17 protein-coding genes are annotated in these 16,864 nt (G+C 73.3%); 2 read left to right on the top strand and 15 right to left on the bottom strand.

From position 1 onward, the window contains the following. Positions 1-313 precede the first annotated feature (313 nt). The 10 genes from HOQ23_RS21640 to HOQ23_RS20285 all read right to left on the bottom strand — a co-directional run bounded on the left by HOQ23_RS21640 (position 314) and on the right by HOQ23_RS20285 (position 8,788). Positions 314-1,399 (bottom strand): GNAT family N-acetyltransferase, encoded by a 1,086-nt coding sequence (locus tag HOQ23_RS21640; RefSeq protein ID WP_216654493.1) that lies wholly within the window; start codon positions 1,397-1,399, stop codon positions 314-316. A gap of 96 nt (positions 1,400-1,495) precedes the next feature. Further along, positions 1,496-2,101 (bottom strand): hypothetical protein, encoded by a 606-nt coding sequence (locus HOQ23_RS20245; RefSeq protein WP_172217413.1) that lies wholly within the window; start codon positions 2,099-2,101, stop codon positions 1,496-1,498. A gap of 10 nt (positions 2,102-2,111) precedes the next feature. Continuing rightward, a complete protein-coding gene (locus HOQ23_RS20250; RefSeq protein ID WP_367650600.1) occupies positions 2,112-2,558 on the bottom strand; it encodes a DUF3180 domain-containing protein in 447 nt (148 codons plus the stop codon). A gap of 78 nt (positions 2,559-2,636) precedes the next feature. Beyond that, entirely contained in the window at positions 2,637-3,206 is a 570-nt protein-coding gene (gene folK / locus HOQ23_RS20255) for a 2-amino-4-hydroxy-6-hydroxymethyldihydropteridine diphosphokinase (RefSeq protein WP_172217415.1), read from the bottom strand. After that, positions 3,203-3,598: a dihydroneopterin aldolase gene (gene folB / locus HOQ23_RS20260; protein WP_172217417.1), complete on the bottom strand. Its 396-nt coding sequence runs from the start codon at positions 3,596-3,598 to the stop codon at positions 3,203-3,205. The genes folK and folB overlap by 4 nt, the downstream gene beginning before the upstream one ends. Then, positions 3,595-4,476, bottom strand: a complete 882-nt coding sequence (folP, locus tag HOQ23_RS20265) for a dihydropteroate synthase (protein ID WP_172217443.1) — start codon at positions 4,474-4,476, stop codon at positions 3,595-3,597. The genes folB and folP overlap by 4 nt, the downstream gene beginning before the upstream one ends. Positions 4,477-4,524: 48 nt before the next feature. Then, the gene (folE, locus tag HOQ23_RS20270) at positions 4,525-5,145 is read right to left on the bottom strand and encodes a GTP cyclohydrolase I FolE (protein ID WP_172217419.1); all 621 of its coding nucleotides are present in this window, start codon (positions 5,143-5,145) and stop codon (positions 4,525-4,527) included. 2 nt (positions 5,146-5,147) lie between these two features. After that, positions 5,148-7,226: an ATP-dependent zinc metalloprotease FtsH gene (gene ftsH / locus HOQ23_RS20275; RefSeq protein ID WP_172217421.1), complete on the bottom strand. Its 2,079-nt coding sequence runs from the start codon at positions 7,224-7,226 to the stop codon at positions 5,148-5,150. A gap of 111 nt (positions 7,227-7,337) precedes the next feature. Then, complete coding sequence (hpt, locus tag HOQ23_RS20280) at positions 7,338-7,889, bottom strand: hypoxanthine phosphoribosyltransferase (protein WP_172217423.1); 552 nt, start codon at positions 7,887-7,889, stop codon at positions 7,338-7,340. 53 nt (positions 7,890-7,942) lie between these two features. Further along, positions 7,943-8,788, bottom strand: a complete 846-nt coding sequence (locus tag HOQ23_RS20285) for a hypothetical protein (RefSeq protein ID WP_172217425.1) — start codon at positions 8,786-8,788, stop codon at positions 7,943-7,945. 202 nt (positions 8,789-8,990) lie between these two features. Between HOQ23_RS20285 and HOQ23_RS20290 the strand changes: the two genes are divergently transcribed. Continuing rightward, complete coding sequence (locus HOQ23_RS20290) at positions 8,991-9,860, top strand: hypothetical protein (RefSeq protein ID WP_172217427.1); 870 nt, start codon at positions 8,991-8,993, stop codon at positions 9,858-9,860. Here HOQ23_RS20290 and tilS read toward each other — a convergent pair. The 3 genes from tilS to dacB form a co-directional block, all read right to left on the bottom strand. After that, complete coding sequence (gene tilS / locus HOQ23_RS20295; protein WP_172217429.1) at positions 9,851-10,867, bottom strand: tRNA lysidine(34) synthetase TilS; 1,017 nt, start codon at positions 10,865-10,867, stop codon at positions 9,851-9,853. The genes HOQ23_RS20290 and tilS overlap by 10 nt on opposite strands. 5 nt (positions 10,868-10,872) lie before the next feature. Further along, positions 10,873-11,916 carry a zinc-dependent metalloprotease gene (locus HOQ23_RS20300; protein WP_253945742.1) on the bottom strand — a complete coding sequence of 348 codons (1,044 nt, stop codon included), beginning with the start codon at positions 11,914-11,916 and terminating at the stop codon, positions 10,873-10,875. A gap of 65 nt (positions 11,917-11,981) precedes the next feature. After that, entirely contained in the window at positions 11,982-13,466 is a 1,485-nt protein-coding gene (gene dacB / locus HOQ23_RS20305) for a D-alanyl-D-alanine carboxypeptidase/D-alanyl-D-alanine-endopeptidase (RefSeq protein ID WP_172217431.1), read from the bottom strand. Between the two features lie 162 nt (positions 13,467-13,628). Between dacB and HOQ23_RS20310 the strand changes: the two genes are divergently transcribed. Further along, entirely contained in the window at positions 13,629-14,123 is a 495-nt protein-coding gene (locus HOQ23_RS20310; protein ID WP_172217433.1) for an inorganic diphosphatase, read from the top strand. Between the two features lie 93 nt (positions 14,124-14,216). Here the strand turns inward: HOQ23_RS20310 and HOQ23_RS20315 are convergent, their stop codons facing one another. Both HOQ23_RS20315 and HOQ23_RS21360 read right to left on the bottom strand, forming a co-directional pair. Then, complete coding sequence (locus HOQ23_RS20315; RefSeq protein ID WP_172217435.1) at positions 14,217-16,268, bottom strand: acyl-CoA dehydrogenase; 2,052 nt, start codon at positions 16,266-16,268, stop codon at positions 14,217-14,219. A 71-nt stretch (positions 16,269-16,339) separates the two neighbouring features. Beyond that, positions 16,340-16,864, bottom strand: a 525-nt coding sequence (locus tag HOQ23_RS21360) for a C40 family peptidase (protein WP_172217437.1), incomplete at its 5' end; no start/stop codon positions are given.

Here is a 16,864-nt window from a genome sequence, read left to right on the forward strand (position 1 = left end):
CAATCGCCCTCGATCGAGGGCGTTCTCGCCCCGACGACCCCACCGTGGCGTCCCCTGCGCATCTGCATGCCCGCGAGCCTGGACCACTCCCGCAGCGTGCCCCGATCAATCCCGACCAGTTCCGCAGCGTGTTTGACCGACACGCCATGAGCCAACAACTCCAACGCCCGAGCACACACGCCATCGAGATCCCGCAACACAACCTCCGCAGTCGTGTTGCACCGACCAGTTGAGACCGCCCGCACGTACCGGTACCAATCCCAGCAATTGCGCCGAAGAACACCGCCCCCGGCCGCAGCCCGGAGGGCGAGGCTCAGTCGGGTACGACGACGTCGCGGTGCCAGGACTCCGTGATGTAGCGGGTCTCCCAGCCGAGGGAGGTGTAGAGCTTCTCGGCGCCGGTGGAGGAGTCGGCGTCGACCTCGAGGCCGACCCGGTTGCGGCCGCGGGAGGCGGCGTCGGCGATGACGGTGTTGAGCAGGCCCTTGGCCACGCCACGGCCGCGGGCCGCCGCGCGCACGCCGATGTAGGAGACGTAGGAGCCGTCCGGGCCCTCGGTGCTCTCCGAGACGGTGCCGATCAGCGCGCCGACCGGCTCCGGGGTCGCGCCGTCGAGCAGCTCGGCCAGCCACCAGTGGTCCCAGCGGTGCCCGGGGTCCTCGCGCAGCCGGTGGATGAACTCGTCGAAGGTCTCCTCGCGGGAGTTGAAGTGGTCGAGGAACGCCTCCTCGAGCACGTCGTGCACGGCGCGCAGGTCATCCTCGTCGGGCATGCCGTCCGCGGCGCGACGCACCTGCCGGAAGCGGACGCCGCGGTCCTCCCACAGCTCGGCGTCCGGCACCTGGGCGGCCTCCTCGGGGGTGACCGGGCGGCTCATCTGCCACCAGGTGCGGACCCGCTCGAAGCCGGCGCCGGCGAGCCACTTGTGCTGGCGCTCGTCGTCGGCGAAGGCGCCGGTGTCGATCTGCTGCAGCTCGATCCCGCGCGCCGCGCCGACCGCCTTGGCCTGGCCCACCGCCCACTCGACGAGGACGTCGGAGCAGGCCTGGGCGATGCTCTCGGGCAGGTCGCGCTCGACGATGTGGACGTAGAGCATCCGGCCGCCGGCACGGTCGTGGACGCTGCCCCAGGCGCGGATCTCGCCGGCCTCGTCACGCACCACGACGTTCTCGCGGGTGCGCAGGCCCTGCTCGGAGACCTCGACCAGCACGTCGTCAACGCCGGAGCCGGCCCAGCCGCGGCCGTGGCTCTCGTGGGCGCGCAGCAGGTGCGTCAGCCGCGCGATGTCGAAGCGGTCTCCGGGGTCCGGGCTCGCGATCTGCCACCCGTCGGGGAGGCTGGGGGCCTCCGCCACGAGCTCGTCGGGATCACTCTCGAACCGGGAGTCCTGGGGAATCACATTGATCGATTCTGCCCGAACGTCCCTGAGATACACGCGGGGGGACCGTGAAGGCCGTCACCCGCTCGGGTGATATCGAGCGCCGCGGAAGGCGGGTCAGGCGCGCTTGCGGACCAGCTCGGCCTCGCGCCAGGCGGCGGTGACCGTCTCGAGCTCGGCGCGCAGGACGACGACCTCCTGCTCCAGCTCGACCATCCGCACGATGGCGTCGGCGGCGCGCGACTCGGCGTCGTCGAGGCGGGCCTCGACGCGGTCGCGCTCGTGCTCGGCGACGTCGCCGCGGCGGGCCTCGGCGTTCATCTTGCGGGTCACGTCGGCGGCCCGCTTCTGGGTGGCGCCGAGCTCCTCCTGGAGCGCGACGAGGGTCTCCTCGCGCTCGGCGATGCGGCTCTGCATCTGCTCGACGTACGCCGCGTGCTCGGCGGTGCGCTCCTCGGTGAGGCGGCGGTAGCCCTGCGCCTGCTCGGCGCGGTCGCGCGCGGCGTCGCGGCGCGACTGCAGCAGCTCGGAGTGGGTGATCTTGGTGGCCGCCGCCCCGAGCAGTACGCCGAGGGGCGCGGCGAGGCACACCAGCAGCCAGGAGCCGCTGAGCACCGCACCGATGACCGCGACCGCGGCGATCACGAGGAGCGAGACGGCGACCGTCAGACGGGTGCTGCGCTGACGACGACGGGTCACGCGTGATGCGGGTGCGGAAGGCATGGGTCTCAGGTTAGGCGTCTTCGTCGTCGGAACGGACACGACACGCACGCTCGAGCATGAGACCGCACCCGATGATGGCCAGGCCGGCCAGCACGGCCAGCCCCGACCACAGGATCCGCGCGCGGGCGAGGTCGCTGTCGATGCCCAGCCAGCTCACGGCGTACCCGCCGTAGCCGCCGGCGACGAGGGCGCCGACGTAGGCGCAGGCGCGGGCCAGGGCCAGCCGGTTCAGGGCGCGGCGGGGATCGAGCCGCTCGTGGCGCACCTGCACGGCCCGCCAGGTCGTCCAGGCGGCGGCGCCCAGGATCAGCGCGACGACGGCGAACGCGGCCGGCTGCACCCAGGTGACGACGGGGGCGTAGCCGCGCACGGACTCCACCACCGGGTGCAGCAGCCACCCGCCGATGAGCCCGAGGACCGCACAGGTCGTCAGGACGGCCGGCGACGCGGGCCGCACCCGACCGCCTCCCGGGGGCCCCGGAGGGTCCTCGTCGGGCGGCAGGGGCGGCTGGTCACGCACGACGGTGCGCGCCGGTCACTCGACGACGAGCTCGAGGTCGTCGCGCAGCACCAAGCCGTCGACGCCGGTCTTGGCGAGCAGCTCGGAGATCGGGCCCTTGCCGGGCAGCTCGGCGTCCGGCTCGAGGTCGAACCAGGGCTTGAGCACGAAGGCGCGCTCGGCGGCACGCGGGTGCGGCAGGCGCAGGAAGTCCTCGTTGCTGCGCCGGTCGCCGACGACGATCAGGTCCACGTCGAGGGTGCGCGGGGCGTTCGGGGTCTCGCCGCGCTCGCGCTCGAAGGCGTCCTCGATCGCCAGGGCGCGGTCCATGAGGCGCGTCGCGGCGAGGGTGGTGTCGATGAGGAGCACCGCGTTGAGGAACGGCTTGGCGTCCGGCGGGCAGTCGACCGGGGTGGTCTCGTAGACCGGCGACACGGCCGTGACCCACACGTCGGGGGTGTCGGCGATCGCGTTGATCGCGCCCTGCAGGCTCGCCATCCGCTCGCCGAGGTTGGAGCCCAGGGCGAGGACTGCGCGCCGGATCGGGCGCATCTCGCCGGTCAGCGTGTCGGCGTCGATGATGTGCGGGTTGGGAGTCTCAGTCACTTGTCGGCCTCGCGTCTACGGGTGATCGTGAGGGTTACGTCGGTGAACGTTCCCTCGATGGGTGCGTTGGGCTTGTGGACCGTGACCCGCGCCCATTGAACACGCTCGTCCAAGAGGCAGACGTCAGCGATGCGCTGGGCCAGGGATTCGATCAGGTCGACCGGATCGTTCTCCACGGCGGTCCTCACCGCGGCCACGAGACTTCCGTAGTCGACGGTGTCGTGCAAGTCGTCCGAGGCGGCTGCGGGGCGCGTGTCGATCCCCAGCACGAGGTCGACCACGAAGGTCTGGCCCTCCCGCCTCTCGAACTCGAAGACCCCATGATGGCCCCAGCACTCGATGCCGTGGACCGCGAGCTCGTCGGGTGGGCCCTGCGGTGTCTGATCGGTCACGGGCGCTCCTCTCGGTGGGTCGGTGGTGCGGTGAGCCGCTCGTGGGCGGCGAGCGCGTCGCGGTTGGCGCGGACGTCGTGGACGCGCACGCCCCAGACCCGCTCGCGCGCGCAGTGCAGCGTGATGGCGACGTTGGCGTGCTCGCGCTCCTCGACCGGGCGCGGCACCGGCTCGCCGTCCGGGCCGGGCTCGGCGAGCAGGCGGCCCAGGAAGGTCTTGCGACTGGCACCGACGAGGACCGGGAAGCCCAGGTCGCGCAGCCAGCCGAGGTCGCGCAGCAGCTCCCAGTTGTGCTCGCCGATCTTGGCGAAGCCCAGCCCGGGGTCCAGCACGACCTGCTCGTCGCGGACGCCGGCCGCGCGGATCGCCTCGACCCGCTCGGAGAGCTCCGCGCGCACCGCCGCGACCACCCCGCCGGGGCCGTCGTAGCGAGCGAAGTCGTTCATGTGGTGCGAGTGCGCGCGCCAGTGCATCGCGACGTAGGTCGCGCCGGTCTCGGCGACCACGTCGAGGATCGCGGGGTCGGCCAAGCCGCCGGAGACGTCGTTGACGACGACCGCGCCCGCCTCGAGCGCCGCCGCGGCCACCTCGGCGCGCATCGTGTCGACCGAGACCACCGCGCCCGCCTCGACAAGCGCGGCGATCACCGGTACGACGCGGGAGAGCTCCTCGGAGACCAGCGGCCGCGTCGAGCCGGGGCGGGTGGACTCCCCGCCGATGTCGAGCAGGTCCGCTCCCTCGGCAAGCAGCCGGCGCCCGTGCGCCACGGCGGCGGCGGGCTCGACGTACCGCCCGCCGTCGGAGAAGGAGTCCGGGGTGACGTTGACGATGCCCATCACCGCGGGACGGGTGAGGTCCCGCAGGTGCGGTGGCAGCATCGACACGCCCCAGACGCTACCGGTCCGCCCGGGGGCCGGCGTCACGGGTCAGCGGCGCGGACTGCTGATGAGCGCCATCGCCTCACTGCGCGTGGCGGGCTCGGTGAGCATGCTGCCGCGCACGGCGGAGGTGATCGTGCGCGCGCCAGCCTTGCGCACCCCGCGCATGGTCATGCACAGGTGCTCGGCCTCGATCACGACGATCACGCCCCGCGCCCCGAGGATGCGCTCCAGCGCGTCCGCGACCTGGCTGGTCAGCCGCTCCTGCACCTGGGGGCGCTTGGCGTAGACGTCGACGAGCCGGGCCAGCTTGGACAGCCCGGTGATCTTGCCGGTCTGCGCCGGGATGTAGCCGACGTGGGCCACTCCCGTGAACGGCACCAGGTGGTGCTCGCACATCGACCACAGCTCGATGTCGCGGACCAGCACCATCTCCTCGTGACCGATGTCGAAGGTCGTGGTCAGCACGTCCTCCGGGGTCATCCGCAGCCCGGCGGTCAGCTCGGCGTAGGCGCGCGCGACCCGGGCGGGGGTCTCGCGCAGCCCCTCGCGGTCGGGGTCCTCGCCGATCGCGTGCAGCAGCTCGCGGATCGCCGCCTCGGCGCGGGCGTGGTCGTAGGGAGCGAGCTCGTCGGGAGCGCGGTCCGGAAGGCTCACCGGATCGGTCACCGTCACACCGCACCCGGAGGGGTCGAGGAGGAGCCGGGCGTGGGCGGGGTGGGCGTGTTGCCACCACCGAGGCCCGGGTCGCCGTGCACGTCGCCGCCGGGGCCGGGCGGGGTCACCACGACCGAGGCGCCGTTCTCGTCGGCGCGGCCGTTCTTGGCACGGGCACGGATCTCGGCCGGGATCTCGACCGCCGGGCGGTCGGAGGGACGCCGGGTGGGCGAGCCCGTCCACGCCGGGCGCGCGGGACGCAGGCGCAGCGGCTCGAAGATCCGGGCCACCTCCGCCTTGTCGAGGGTCTCCTTGTCGAGCAGCTCCAGGACGAGCCGGTCGAGCACGTCGCGATTCTCCTCCAGGATGTCGAAGGCCTCCTGGTGGGCGGCGGTCAACAGCTTCTTGGTCTCGTCGTCGACGATCGCCGCGACGTCCTCGGAGTAGTTGCGCGAGTGGCCCATGTCGCGGCCCAGGAACGGCTCGCCCTGGGTCTCGCCCAGCTTGATCGCGCCCAGGCGCTCGGTCATGCCGTACTGGGTGACCATCGCGCGGGCCAGGTTGGTGGCCTTCTCGATGTCGTTGCCGGCACCGGTGGTGGGGTCGTGGAAGACCATCTCCTCGGCGGCGCGGCCACCGAGCATGTAGGCCAGCTTGTCCAGCATCTCCGCACGGGTCTGGGAGTACTTGTCCTCGTCGGGCAGCACCATCGTGTAGCCGAGGGCGCGACCGCGCGGGAGGATCGTGATCTTGTGCACCGGGTCGGTGCCGGGCAGCGCCGCGGCGACCAGGGCGTGGCCGCCCTCGTGGTAGGCGGTGATGAGCTTCTCGTTCTCGCTCATCAGGCGGGTGCGGCGCTGCGGGCCGGCGATGACGCGGTCGATCGCCTCGTCCAGCGCGGCGTTCGTGATCAGCTTCTCGTTGGTGCGCGCGGTGAGCAGCGCGGCCTCGTTGAGGACGTTGGCCAGGTCGGCGCCGGTGAAACCGGGCGTACGGCGGGCCACGGAGCGCAGGTCGATGTCGGGCGCCATCGGCTTGCCGCGCGAGTGCACCTGGAGGATCTGGTGGCGCCCGGACAGGTCGGGGGCGTCGACCTGGATCTGGCGGTCGAAGCGGCCCGGACGCAGCAGCGCGGGGTCGAGCACGTCGGGGCGGTTGGTCGCGGCGATGAGGATGACCCCGCCGCGGACGTCGAAGCCGTCCATCTCCACGAGCAGCTGGTTGAGGGTCTGCTCGCGCTCGTCGTGCCCGCCGCCCATGCCGGCACCGCGGTGGCGACCGACGGCGTCGATCTCGTCGATGAAGACGATCGCGGGGGCGTTCTCCTTCGCCTGCTCGAACAGGTCGCGCACGCGGGAGGCGCCGACACCGACGAACATCTCCACGAAGTCGGAGCCGGAGATCGAGTAGAACGGGACGCCGGCCTCGCCGGCGACGGCGCGCGCCAGCAGCGTCTTGCCGGTGCCGGGCGGGCCGTAGAGCAGCACGCCCTTGGGGATCTTGGCGCCCACCGCCTGGAACTTCGCGGGCTCCTGGAGGAACTCCTTGATCTCGCCGAGCTCCTCGATGGCCTCCTCGGCGCCGGCGACGTCGCTGAACGTCGTCTTCGGCATGTCCTTGGTGATCAGCTTGGCCTTGGACTTGGCGAACTGCATGACGCCGCGGCCTCCGCCGCCCTGCATGCTGTTGATCAGCCAGAAGAACACCACGACGATCAGGATGATCGGCAGGAAGGTGAGCAGCAGCGAGCCGAGGAAGCTCGCCTCGGCGACCTCGGTGTTGTACTCCTCGATCTCGCCGGCGTCGACCTGCTTCTGGACCTCGTCGGCGATCCCGGCCTGGGTGCCGGTGAGCCAGTGGGTCATCACCTCGTCGCCGTCGTCGCGCACGCCCTCGTCGAGGGTCGCACGGATCTCCTGGTCACCGTCGACGAAGGTGATCTCCTTGACCTGGCCCGCCTCGATGTAGGCGTTCATCTCCGAGGAGCTGATCTCGTCGCCGCCGGCGTTCGGTGCGAGGTACTGCAGAGCGAGCAGCACGCCGACCACAGCGACGACGATCCACACCCAGGGACCCTTGAATATGCGCTTCACTGACTTCTCTCGACTCGAGCACGACTGAACTGCCGACGGTACAGCCCGCCGACAATCAGGATTGTCTCAGGAAGCCGGTCGCGGCGGGTCGACGTCCGCGCCGGGAGTCGCTCAGGAGTAGACGTGCGGCGCGAGGGTGCCGATGTCGCGCAGGTTGCGGTAGCGCTCCTTGTAGTCCAGGCCGTAGCCGACCACGAACTCGTTGGGGATGTCCCACCCGACGTACTTCACGTCGACGGGCATGGCGAGCGCCTCCGGCTTGCGCAGCAGCGTGCAGATCTCGACGCTCGCGGGGTTGCGCGAGGTCAGGTTGCTGGTCAGCCAGGACAGGGTCAGGCCGGTGTCGATGATCTCGTCGACGACGATCACGTGACGACCCGAGATGTCGGTGTCCAGGTCCTTGAGGATGCGCACGACGCCGCTGGACTTGGTGCCGGAGCCGTAGGAGGAGACCGCCATCCAGTCCATCTCGATGTGGCGCGAGAACGAGCGCGCCATGTCGGCCATCACCATGACCGCGCCGCGCAGGATGCCGACGATGAGGACGTCCTCCCCCTCGTAGTCCCGCTCGATCTCGCGGGCGAGCTCGCCAACCCGCTCCTGGATCTGGGCCTCGGTGAAGAGAACGTTGACGAGGTCCTGCTCGACGTGGGCTGCGTCCATGGTCGACACCCTAGACCGCCGTCCGGCCCGGACCGGACGGCGGTCGGGCGGGGTCACTTCTTGAACGTCACCACGAGCTTGACGGGGGCGGCCTTGGAGGCCTTGAACTGCGGCGAGCCCGCGTAGGAGACGTTCACCGAGTAGGCCCGCTGCTTCGCCTGCTTGGGGCACTTGCGCTTCTTCTTCTGCGCCTTGGTGCAGGTCACCGCCGGCGGGCCGGCGAGCCTGCGGGTACTCAGCGTGACCGTGCCGTTGCGCAGCGTGCCGGTGCCCGCGTCGACCTTCTTGGACCCCGACAGCACCTGGTAGGTGACCTTGCCGGTGGGGCGCAGGTCGGACCCGGCCCCGGGGGCGACCCGCACCGTCACGCGGGCCTTGGAGCCGTGGCCCATGCGGGCCGGCGCCACCGCGGCGCTCGTCCGCGAGGCGACCTTCTGGTACTTCACGGTGATCGGGGGGAGCTCGAGCACCTGGCGCCGCTTGAGCTCGATGCCGTCCTCGTCGCCGACCCAGGTCGTGCGGATCGGGTGCGGGGAGCCCGGACCGGTGCTCACCTTGACCTGGTACAGCGCGTCGGGTCCGGCCGGGAGCCGGTAGAGCTCGAACTCCCCGCCGTACGTCAGGCCGCTGGACATCGGGCCCTCGACGTCGCCCCAGTAGTCGTAGACCTCGACGCGGGCGTTCTCGACCGGGTCACCGTTGGTGTCGACGACGCTGCCGAAGATCCAGCCGCGACCGGGGTCGGGGGTGCCGGCGAGCTGGGCGGCGGACAGCGTCGGCGCCTCGAAGTGGGGGGCCGCGGCCTGGGAGCCGGCCTGGGCGGCGGTGCCGAGGCCGGCGACGAGGAGGCCGGTCAGGGAGAGGACGGTCAGCGAGGTGCGGTGCTGGCGGAGGGCCATGGGGGAGGTTCCTTCGTGGGTGCGGGTGCGCGCCCGGGACCCGGGCCGGCCGAGCCTAGGGCGGCCGCGGCGCCCCCGCGGGGCGAAGTCCCGGAATGACCCGGATGCGCCCCGCCGTGGTCCAGACGAGCCATGGTGTCGCCCGACCGCACCACCCAGACGACCCACGCCGCCGGCCCGGCGTACCGACGAAGGACACGGCATGAACCGCACTGTCGCCGCCACCGCGGTCGCCGCCACGGCGCTGCTCACCCTGACCGGCTGCTTCCGCATGGAGCTCGACCTCGACGTCGGAGCCGATGACCTGGTCTCGGGCACCCTGGTCGCCGGCATGGACGCCGCCACCGCCGAGGCCCTCACCGAGATGTTCACGGAGATGGGCGAGGAGATGAGCGAAGGGATGGGCGGCGAGGCCGACCCCGAGCTGGAGGCGGACCTCGAGGCCCAGATGGAGGCCGAGCTCGGCTCGCCGGACGCGCTCGCCGAGGACATCGTCGCCACCCTGGAGGAGAACGGCGCGGACACCGCCGTCACCGAGTACGCCGAGGACGGGTTCGAGGGCGTCGAGGTGTCCTTCGACGGGCTGCCGATGGACGCCGTCGGCGACGCGGTCGGCGGCACCTCCGAGGGCGACACCCTCGCGATCACCGGCGACGGCGACACCTACGACGTGAAGATCGTCATGGACCTGACCGACGAGTCGACGTCCCCCGGCGAGACCGGTGAGACCGGCGACATGGGGTTGGGCGACATGGGGCTGGGCGACATGGGCCTGGGTGACATGCGCGAGCCCGAGGGCCGGATCGCCGTCACCCTGCCGGGCGTCGTCACGCAGACCAACGGCGACGTCGACGGCACCACCGTCGCCTGGGACCTCGCCTTCGGGGAGGTCAACGAGCTCACCGCGTCCGCGGCGCTCGAGCCGGCGGACGCGGCCCCGACCGAGGCGTCCTCGGACGAGGGGTCCGACGTCGCCGTCGTCGCCGCGGTCGGTGGCGGCGTCGCACTGCTCGCCCTGCTCGGCGGGCTTCTCCTCGTCCGCTCGCGGCGCCGGGACCGGGCTCAGGCCTGAGCGGCACCCGGCCCGTCGCCGGGCCGCGGGGCGGGCGTCACCCGCAGCAGCCCCGCGGTCCGGACACCGCGCAGGTGCCCGGGCAGGTCGACCCACTTCTGGCCGCGCCACCCGGTGACGAGGGCGTCGAGGGCCAGCACGTGGTCGTGGAAGAGCTCCGAGGCCGGGGCACCGGCCGCGAGCGCCACCAGCCGCAGCACCCGGCGGCGTACGGCGTCGGGCAGCGCGGCGAGCGCCTCGACCGGCAGGCCCTCGGAGGAGCCCTCGGCCGCGAGGTCGGCGTACGCGCGCTCGGCCAGGTCGTCGAGCAGGTCCATGTCGACGCGCAGCTGGTCGGCGGTGCGCGCCAGCGTGGCCGAGACCCCCGGCCCGAGCTGCTCCTCGAGCACCGGCAGCACGGTGCGCCGCACCCGCACCCGCGCGTAGCCCGGGTCCTCGTTGTGCGGGTCGTGCCAGACCTCGATGCCCTCGACCTGGCAGGCGGTGACGGTGTCGTCGCGGGTGACGTCGAGCAGCGGGCGCCGGTAGCGGTCGAAGCGCCGCCGCATGCCGGCCAGCGAGCGCCCGCCCGAGCCACGCGCCAGGCCGAGCAGCACGGTCTCGGCCTGGTCGTCGCGGGTGTGCCCGAGCAGCACCACGGGCGCGCCGAGGTGCTCGGCCATCTGCTCGAGCACGGCGTAGCGCGCCCGGCGCGCGGCCGCCTCCGGGCCGAGCCCCGCTCCCTCCACGCGCACGCGCGCGGAGAGCGTCTCGTCGGCGCCGAGCTCCGCCATCCGGCCCACGACCGCTGCGGTCACCTGCTCGGAGCCCTCCTGCAGGCCGTGGTCGATGCTCGCCCCGGCCACCCGCAGCCCGGCGCGGTGGCCCTCGAAGAGCGTCGCGGCGAGCAGCGCCATCGAGTCCGGGCCTCCGGAGCAGGCGACGAGCACGGTCGTGCCCGCGTCGAGGTCCGCGAGGTCGCGTCGTACGCCGCGGCGCACGGCCGCGACCGAGGGGTGCAGGCCCACGTCGTTCAGAGGACCCGGCGCAGCCAGGCGTCCGGGTCGTGGATCTCCGCGGTCGAGGGCAGGTTGTCCGGGCCCTCCCAGACGGCGTTGAACTGCTCCATGCCGGCGGTGTCGACGACGTGGCGCACGAAGCGGGCGCCGTCGCGGTACTGCGCCATCTTGGCGTCGAGGCCGAGCAGGCGGCGCAGCAGCCGGTCCAGGGCACCGACGCCCTGGCGCCGCTTGTCGAAGGAGGCACGGATGCGGGCCACGCTGGGGATGACGCTGGGCCCGACGCCGTCCATGACGACGTCGGCGTGGCCCTCGAGCAGCGACATCACGCCGGTGACCCGGTCGACGATCTCGCGCTGGGCAGGTGAGCCGAGCACGTCCATCAGGCTGCCGCGGCCGCCGCCGCGCAGCGCCTCGACCACGCGCTGCAGGCCGGTCTCGACGAGCTCGCTGGAGTCGATGGTGTCGGCGATCGCGCCGATCTCGGAGAACAGGTGCTCGCGCATCCACGGCACGGCGGTGAACTGCACCCGGTGGGTCTCCTCGTGCAGGCAGACCCAGAGCCGGAAGTCGTGGGGGTCGGCGCCGATCGCCTGCTCGACGTGGACGATGTTGGGCGCGACGAGCAGCAGGCGCCCGTGCGGGTCGTGGAAGGGGTCGAACTGCCCCAGCACCCGCGAGGACAGGAACCCCAGCAGCGACCCGACCTCGGCGCCGGTGACCTTGGAGCCGACCGCCAGGGCCACGCCGGACGGCGGGCGCTTGGCGGTGAGCTGGTCCACGATCGGCGCCAGGACGGCGCGGAAGCCGTCGGCATTGGCCTGCACCCAGCCGGGCCGGTCGACGACGAGCACCGGCGCGGTGCCGTCGGGTGCGTCCAGGCCGGTGAACTGACGGACCAGGTCGGTCGAGCGCCGGGCCCCCTCGCGCAGCTCCGTGACGGTCGCGGCGGCGAACTCGCGGCCGACCTGCGGGCCGTCGCCGGCGATCCGGGACCCGACCTTCACGGCGAAGCCCCAGTCGATCATCTCGGGTGCGGGCGGGAGCTGCTGAGTCATGCCCTGAACGTACCCGTGGGACCCCGACCCGGCGCCCGCCCGCCGCCCCGTCGGGCGGTTGCCGGTCAGCGCGTGGCAGCGCAGCGGCACGCCCCGAGCGAGGCCGCGGCCTCGTCGAGGGCGGCGCGGGCGTCGAGGGTGTCCTCGACCGCGACCTTGTCGCTCATCAGCACGAACAGGACCGGGACCCCGTCGAGGGTGGTGGCGGTGCCGGCCAGGCTGCTGACGTTGGTGAGGGTGCCGGTCTTGGCGCGCACCCGGCCCCGCCCCTCGGGGTCGCCGGTGTCGAAGCGGTCGCTGAGCGAGCCGGAGAACGCCGCCACCGGCAGCCCGGACAGGACCGCGGAGAGCTCCTCGCGGGGGTCGGTCGCCGCGACCCGCAGCACGCCGAGCAGGGTCTCGGGGCGCAGCCGGTTGCCGCGCGAGAGCCCGCTGCCGTCGTCGAGGCGGGCGCCGGTGGTCGGCACGCCGAGGTCGTCGAGCACCGAGAGCGCGGCGTCGGTGCCCGCGGCGAAGCTGCCCGTGCCGGCGACCGCGAGGCCGACGTGGCGCAGGACCACCTCGGTGGTCTCGTTGTCGCTGACCAGCAGCAGGTGCTCGACCAGCTGGCGCACGGTCGGCCCGGTCACCGAGGCGACCTCGGTCGCGGCCGCGCCGGCGCGGCGGCGGTCGGGCTCACCGAGCACCCGGATGCCGGCGCCGCGCAGCGCGGCGGTGAAGGCGTCCGCGGCGGCCCGGGCGGGATCGGCGACCCGGCCCAGCCCGTTCTCCGGGCGCCCGCCGTCGACCCACAGCGCGCTGATCGGGGCGACCACCCCGTCGGGCAGGTAGCTGGGCTCCCAGCCGGGGCTGGCGGCGGGGCCGGTGAACAGGAAGTCGTCGTAGGAGACCCGGGCCGCGGTGCGGCCCTGCGCCCTCAGCGCCGCCGCCGTCTCGCGGGCGAGGGTCGCGACGTCGGCGCGCGGGGGCCAGCGGGTCTCGCCGTCCGCGGCCGGGCGGGCGGCCAGCAGCGGGTCGCCGCCGCCCACGAGGGTGACCTTCGCCGGTCCGGAGCCGGTGCCGGGCGCGGCCAGCACCCGGGTGTCGAAGCCGCGGTCCGCGTCGAGCACGGCCAGCGCGGCCAGCGCCGTCACCAGCTTCGTGGTCGACGCCGGGACGGCGGTCGCGCTCCCCCGGCGTACGACGACCGGCGCTCCGCCGTCCAGCGGGGCGACCGCGGCCAGGACGTGCGGGCCGAGATCCTCATCGCGCAGCCGCGGCTCGAGCGCCCGGCGTACGGCGCGGCGGTCGAGCGGCTCCACGTCGGCGACGCGGGCCAGCGGCGCCGGGGAGGCCACCTCGTCGAGGTCGAGCCCGTCCGGCGGCGGCACCTCTGCGGGCGAGGCGGCCTGGCGCGGGCCGAGCCAGTCGTCGAGCAGGTCGTCGGCGAGCTGGAAGCGGTAGGTGGCCACCCCGCCGACGCCGAGGACGAGGACCAGGAGCAGCACCAGCCAGGTCGCCGCCCGGCCCTGCTCGCGCGCACCGCCGTGGCGTCGGTCACGTCGGGGCACCCTGTTACTCCCATCAAGTGTGTGTTGCGGCCATTGTGCGCGAGACTGACCCGGTGCATCCCCGGCGGGGGTGCCACCCTGACGTGCAACACCTTGACCTGCAACACATAGTCACGACCATTTGGGCCACGTCGGCCCGGACCCAAAACGCGGAGGAATGACGTGCTCGAGTTCGACGTGCTGGTGGAGATCCCCAAGGGCGAGCGGAACAAGTACGAGGTCGACCACGAGTCCGGCCGGCTGCGCCTCGACCGGACGCTCTTCACGTCGACGCAGTACCCGGCCGACTACGGCTACATCGAGGAGACCCTCGGCCAGGACGGCGACCCGCTGGACGCGCTGGTGCTGCTCCAGCAGCCGACCTTCCCGGGCTGCCTGATCCGCTGCCGCGCGATCGGCATGTTCCGCATGACCGACGAGGCCGGCGGCGACGACAAGGTCCTCTGCGTCCCCGCGAACGACCCGCGCCTGGAGCACCTGCGCGACATCAGCCACGTCTCGCGCTTCGACCGCCTGGAGATCCAGCACTTCTTCGAGGTCTACAAGGACCTCGAGCCCGGCAAGTCCGTCGAGGGCGCCGAGTGGGTCGGTCGCGCCGAGGCCGAGGCCGAGGTCCACGCCTCGTTCGCCCGCGCGAAGGAGAACGGCGGCCACTGAGCCCCCACCCCGTTCCTACGACGAGCGCCGGATGCCCCGCGGGGCGTCCGGCGCTCGTCGTCTCGGGGTCCTTCCGGGCGGCTCCCGGTCCGCTCAGCCGACCAGGTCGGGGCTGCGCAGCATCGCCGGGGGGATCGCGAAGGCGTCCACGAGCGGCTCGGCGAGCGGGCGCACCCGGCGGCACAGGCTGCCGATCTCGCGGGTGATCGTCTTGGAGCGGGCGACCGAGAGCCGGCCGTGCTCCATGAACCAGGCCCGGTCGGCCTCGATCACGCTCAGCGCGTGCAGGTCGCACAGCAGGCCCATCGCGACCTTCTCCTCGCCCTCGGGCATCGCGCGCACCTTGTCCACGAAGGCCTCGAGGACCAGCCGCTCGACGTGGGCGCGGGCCGCGCCGATCACGTGGTCCTGCACCCGGGAGAAGACCGCCCCGGGCGCCATCCCGTCGTCGATGCCGCGCTTGAGGCGGCGCGCGGCGCCGCTGATCATGTGCTCCTCGCGGAAGCGGAACATCGCCAGCTGGTACTCGGAGTCGAGGATCCCCGCCTCCTGGTCCCACTCGTCGCCGCCGGGCAACACGTCCTTGATCCGCTCGAGCAGCTGGTGCACGCGGGTCTTCTCCACGACCGTCTCGACCGCGAGGCTGCCGACGAAGCGCACCAGGCCGAGCTGGTCCATGTCCTCGAACTCGCTGGCGTAGTCGGTCAGCAGGCCCTTGGCGACCAGCTGGAGCAGGACGTGGTTGTCGCCCTCGAAGGTGGTGAACACGTCGGTGTCGGCCTTCAGCGCGGCGAACCGGTTCACCGCGAGGTAGCCCGCTCCCCCGCAGGCCTCGCGGCACTCCTGGATGGTGCGGGTGGCGTGCCAGGTGCCGAGCGCCTTGGTGCCCGCGGCGCGCGCCTCGAGCTCGCGCTTGGCGTGCTCGTCGGTGACCAGGCCGGAGGTGACGTCGTGCAGCTGGCCGGCCACGACCTCCTGGGCGAAGTGCATCGCGTAGGTGCGCGCCAGCAGCGGCAGCAGCCGGCGCTGGTGCAGGCCGTAGTCGAGCAGCAGCTCCTCGGGGCCCTCGCTGCTGGCCTCGAACTGCCGGCGCCGCAGCGCGTGCTTGACCGCGATCGTCAGCGCCACCTTGGCGGCGTTGATGCCGGCGCCGCCGACGCACACCCGGCCCTGCACGAGGGTGCCGAGCATGGTGAAGAAGCGGCGCCCGGGGCTCTCGATCGCGGACTCGTAGACGCCGTCGGGGGTGACGTCGGCGAAGCGGTTCAGCAGCGCGCCGCGCGGGACCCGCACGTCGTCGAACCAGATCCGGCCGTTGTCGACGCCGTTGAGGCCCATCTTGAGCCCGTCGTCCTCGATCCGGATGCCCGGCAGGCACTCGCCGTGCTCGTCGCGCAGCGGCACGACGAACGCGTGCACGCCCTCGGAGCCGCCGCCCATCTCGAGCTGGGCGAAGACCACGGCCACCCGGGCGTGCCGGGCGGCGTTGCCGATGTAGTCCTTGCGCGCGCTGTCGTCGGGGGTGGTGATGACGAACTCCTGCGTCGCCGCGTCGTACGTCGCGCGGGTGCCGAGCGCCTGGACGTTGGAGCCGTGCCCGGTCTCGGTCATCGCGAAGCAGCCGAGCAGGTCGCCGCGGACCAGGTCGGCCAGGTAGCGGTCGTGGTGCTCGCGGGTGCCGAGCTGGAGGATCGCGCCGCCGAAGAGGCCGAACTGCACCCCGACCTTCACCAGCACCGAGAGGTCGCCGTACGCGAGGGTCTCGAAGGCGGCCACGGAGGCGCCGATGTCGCCGCCCCCGCCGTACTCCTCGGGGAAGCCCATGCCGGTCTGCCCGGTCGCGGCCATCTCCAGCACGACGTCCTTGACCCGCTCGCGGAACGCGTGGTGGTCCATGGTCTCGGCGTCCTCGAGGACGCCGGAGAAGGTCTCGAGGTTGGCGCGCACCAGGTCGCGGACCTCGGCGTAGCGCCCGTCGAGCAGCGCGGTCAGCGCGGCGACGTCGACCTGGGGGCTGGGCCGCGCGTCGGTCCCGGTCTCCCCGGGCTCCGCGGCGGGCACGGGACCGGTCGGGACCTCCGCGACGTCGGACGGGGGCACGGCGGACGGGGAGGAGGCATTCGGGGACGCGGTGTCGGCGGACATGGCCCCACGTTACCCACGGGTCACCTACGTCAGACGTGGTCCGGACAGGCGCTCGCGGCGCTCAGGACCGCTCAGGGACGGGCGTAGAAGCCCGGCGGCGTCCAGTAGTACATCGACTCCTCGGTCACCGGCCGGCCGGTGCGCGGGGCGTGGACGATGCGGCCGTCGCCGACGTAGAGCGCGACGTGGAAGATCGAGGACGGGCTGGTGGTGGAGCCCCAGAAGACCAGGTCGCCGGGGCGCAGGTCCCCTGCCGAGATCGGTGTGGACTGCTCGTACTGCGCCACGGAGTAGTGCGGCAGCGACTTCCCGCCCGCGGCCCAGGCGCCGGCGGTGAGCCCGGAGCAGTCCCAGGCGTCCGGCCCGGCGGCGGCCCAGCGGTACGGCTCCCCGATCTGGGCCCGGGCGAACGCCACGGCGGCCGCGGCACCGGTGGCGACCGGCGGGGCGGGCGCCGGGGCGGCCGGCGGTGCCGCAGGGGTGGGTGGGGGTGTCGGCGGGGCGGGGGCAGGTGCGGCCGGCGCGGGGGCCGCGGGGGCCGACTGCTGCGCGGGCCCCGGCGTCGTCTCCTGCGTGGACTGCTGGGCGGCGGCCTG

Source organism: Nocardioides sp. zg-DK7169 (assembly GCF_013155365.1).
Lineage (GTDB): Bacteria > Actinomycetota > Actinomycetes > Propionibacteriales > Nocardioidaceae > Nocardioides.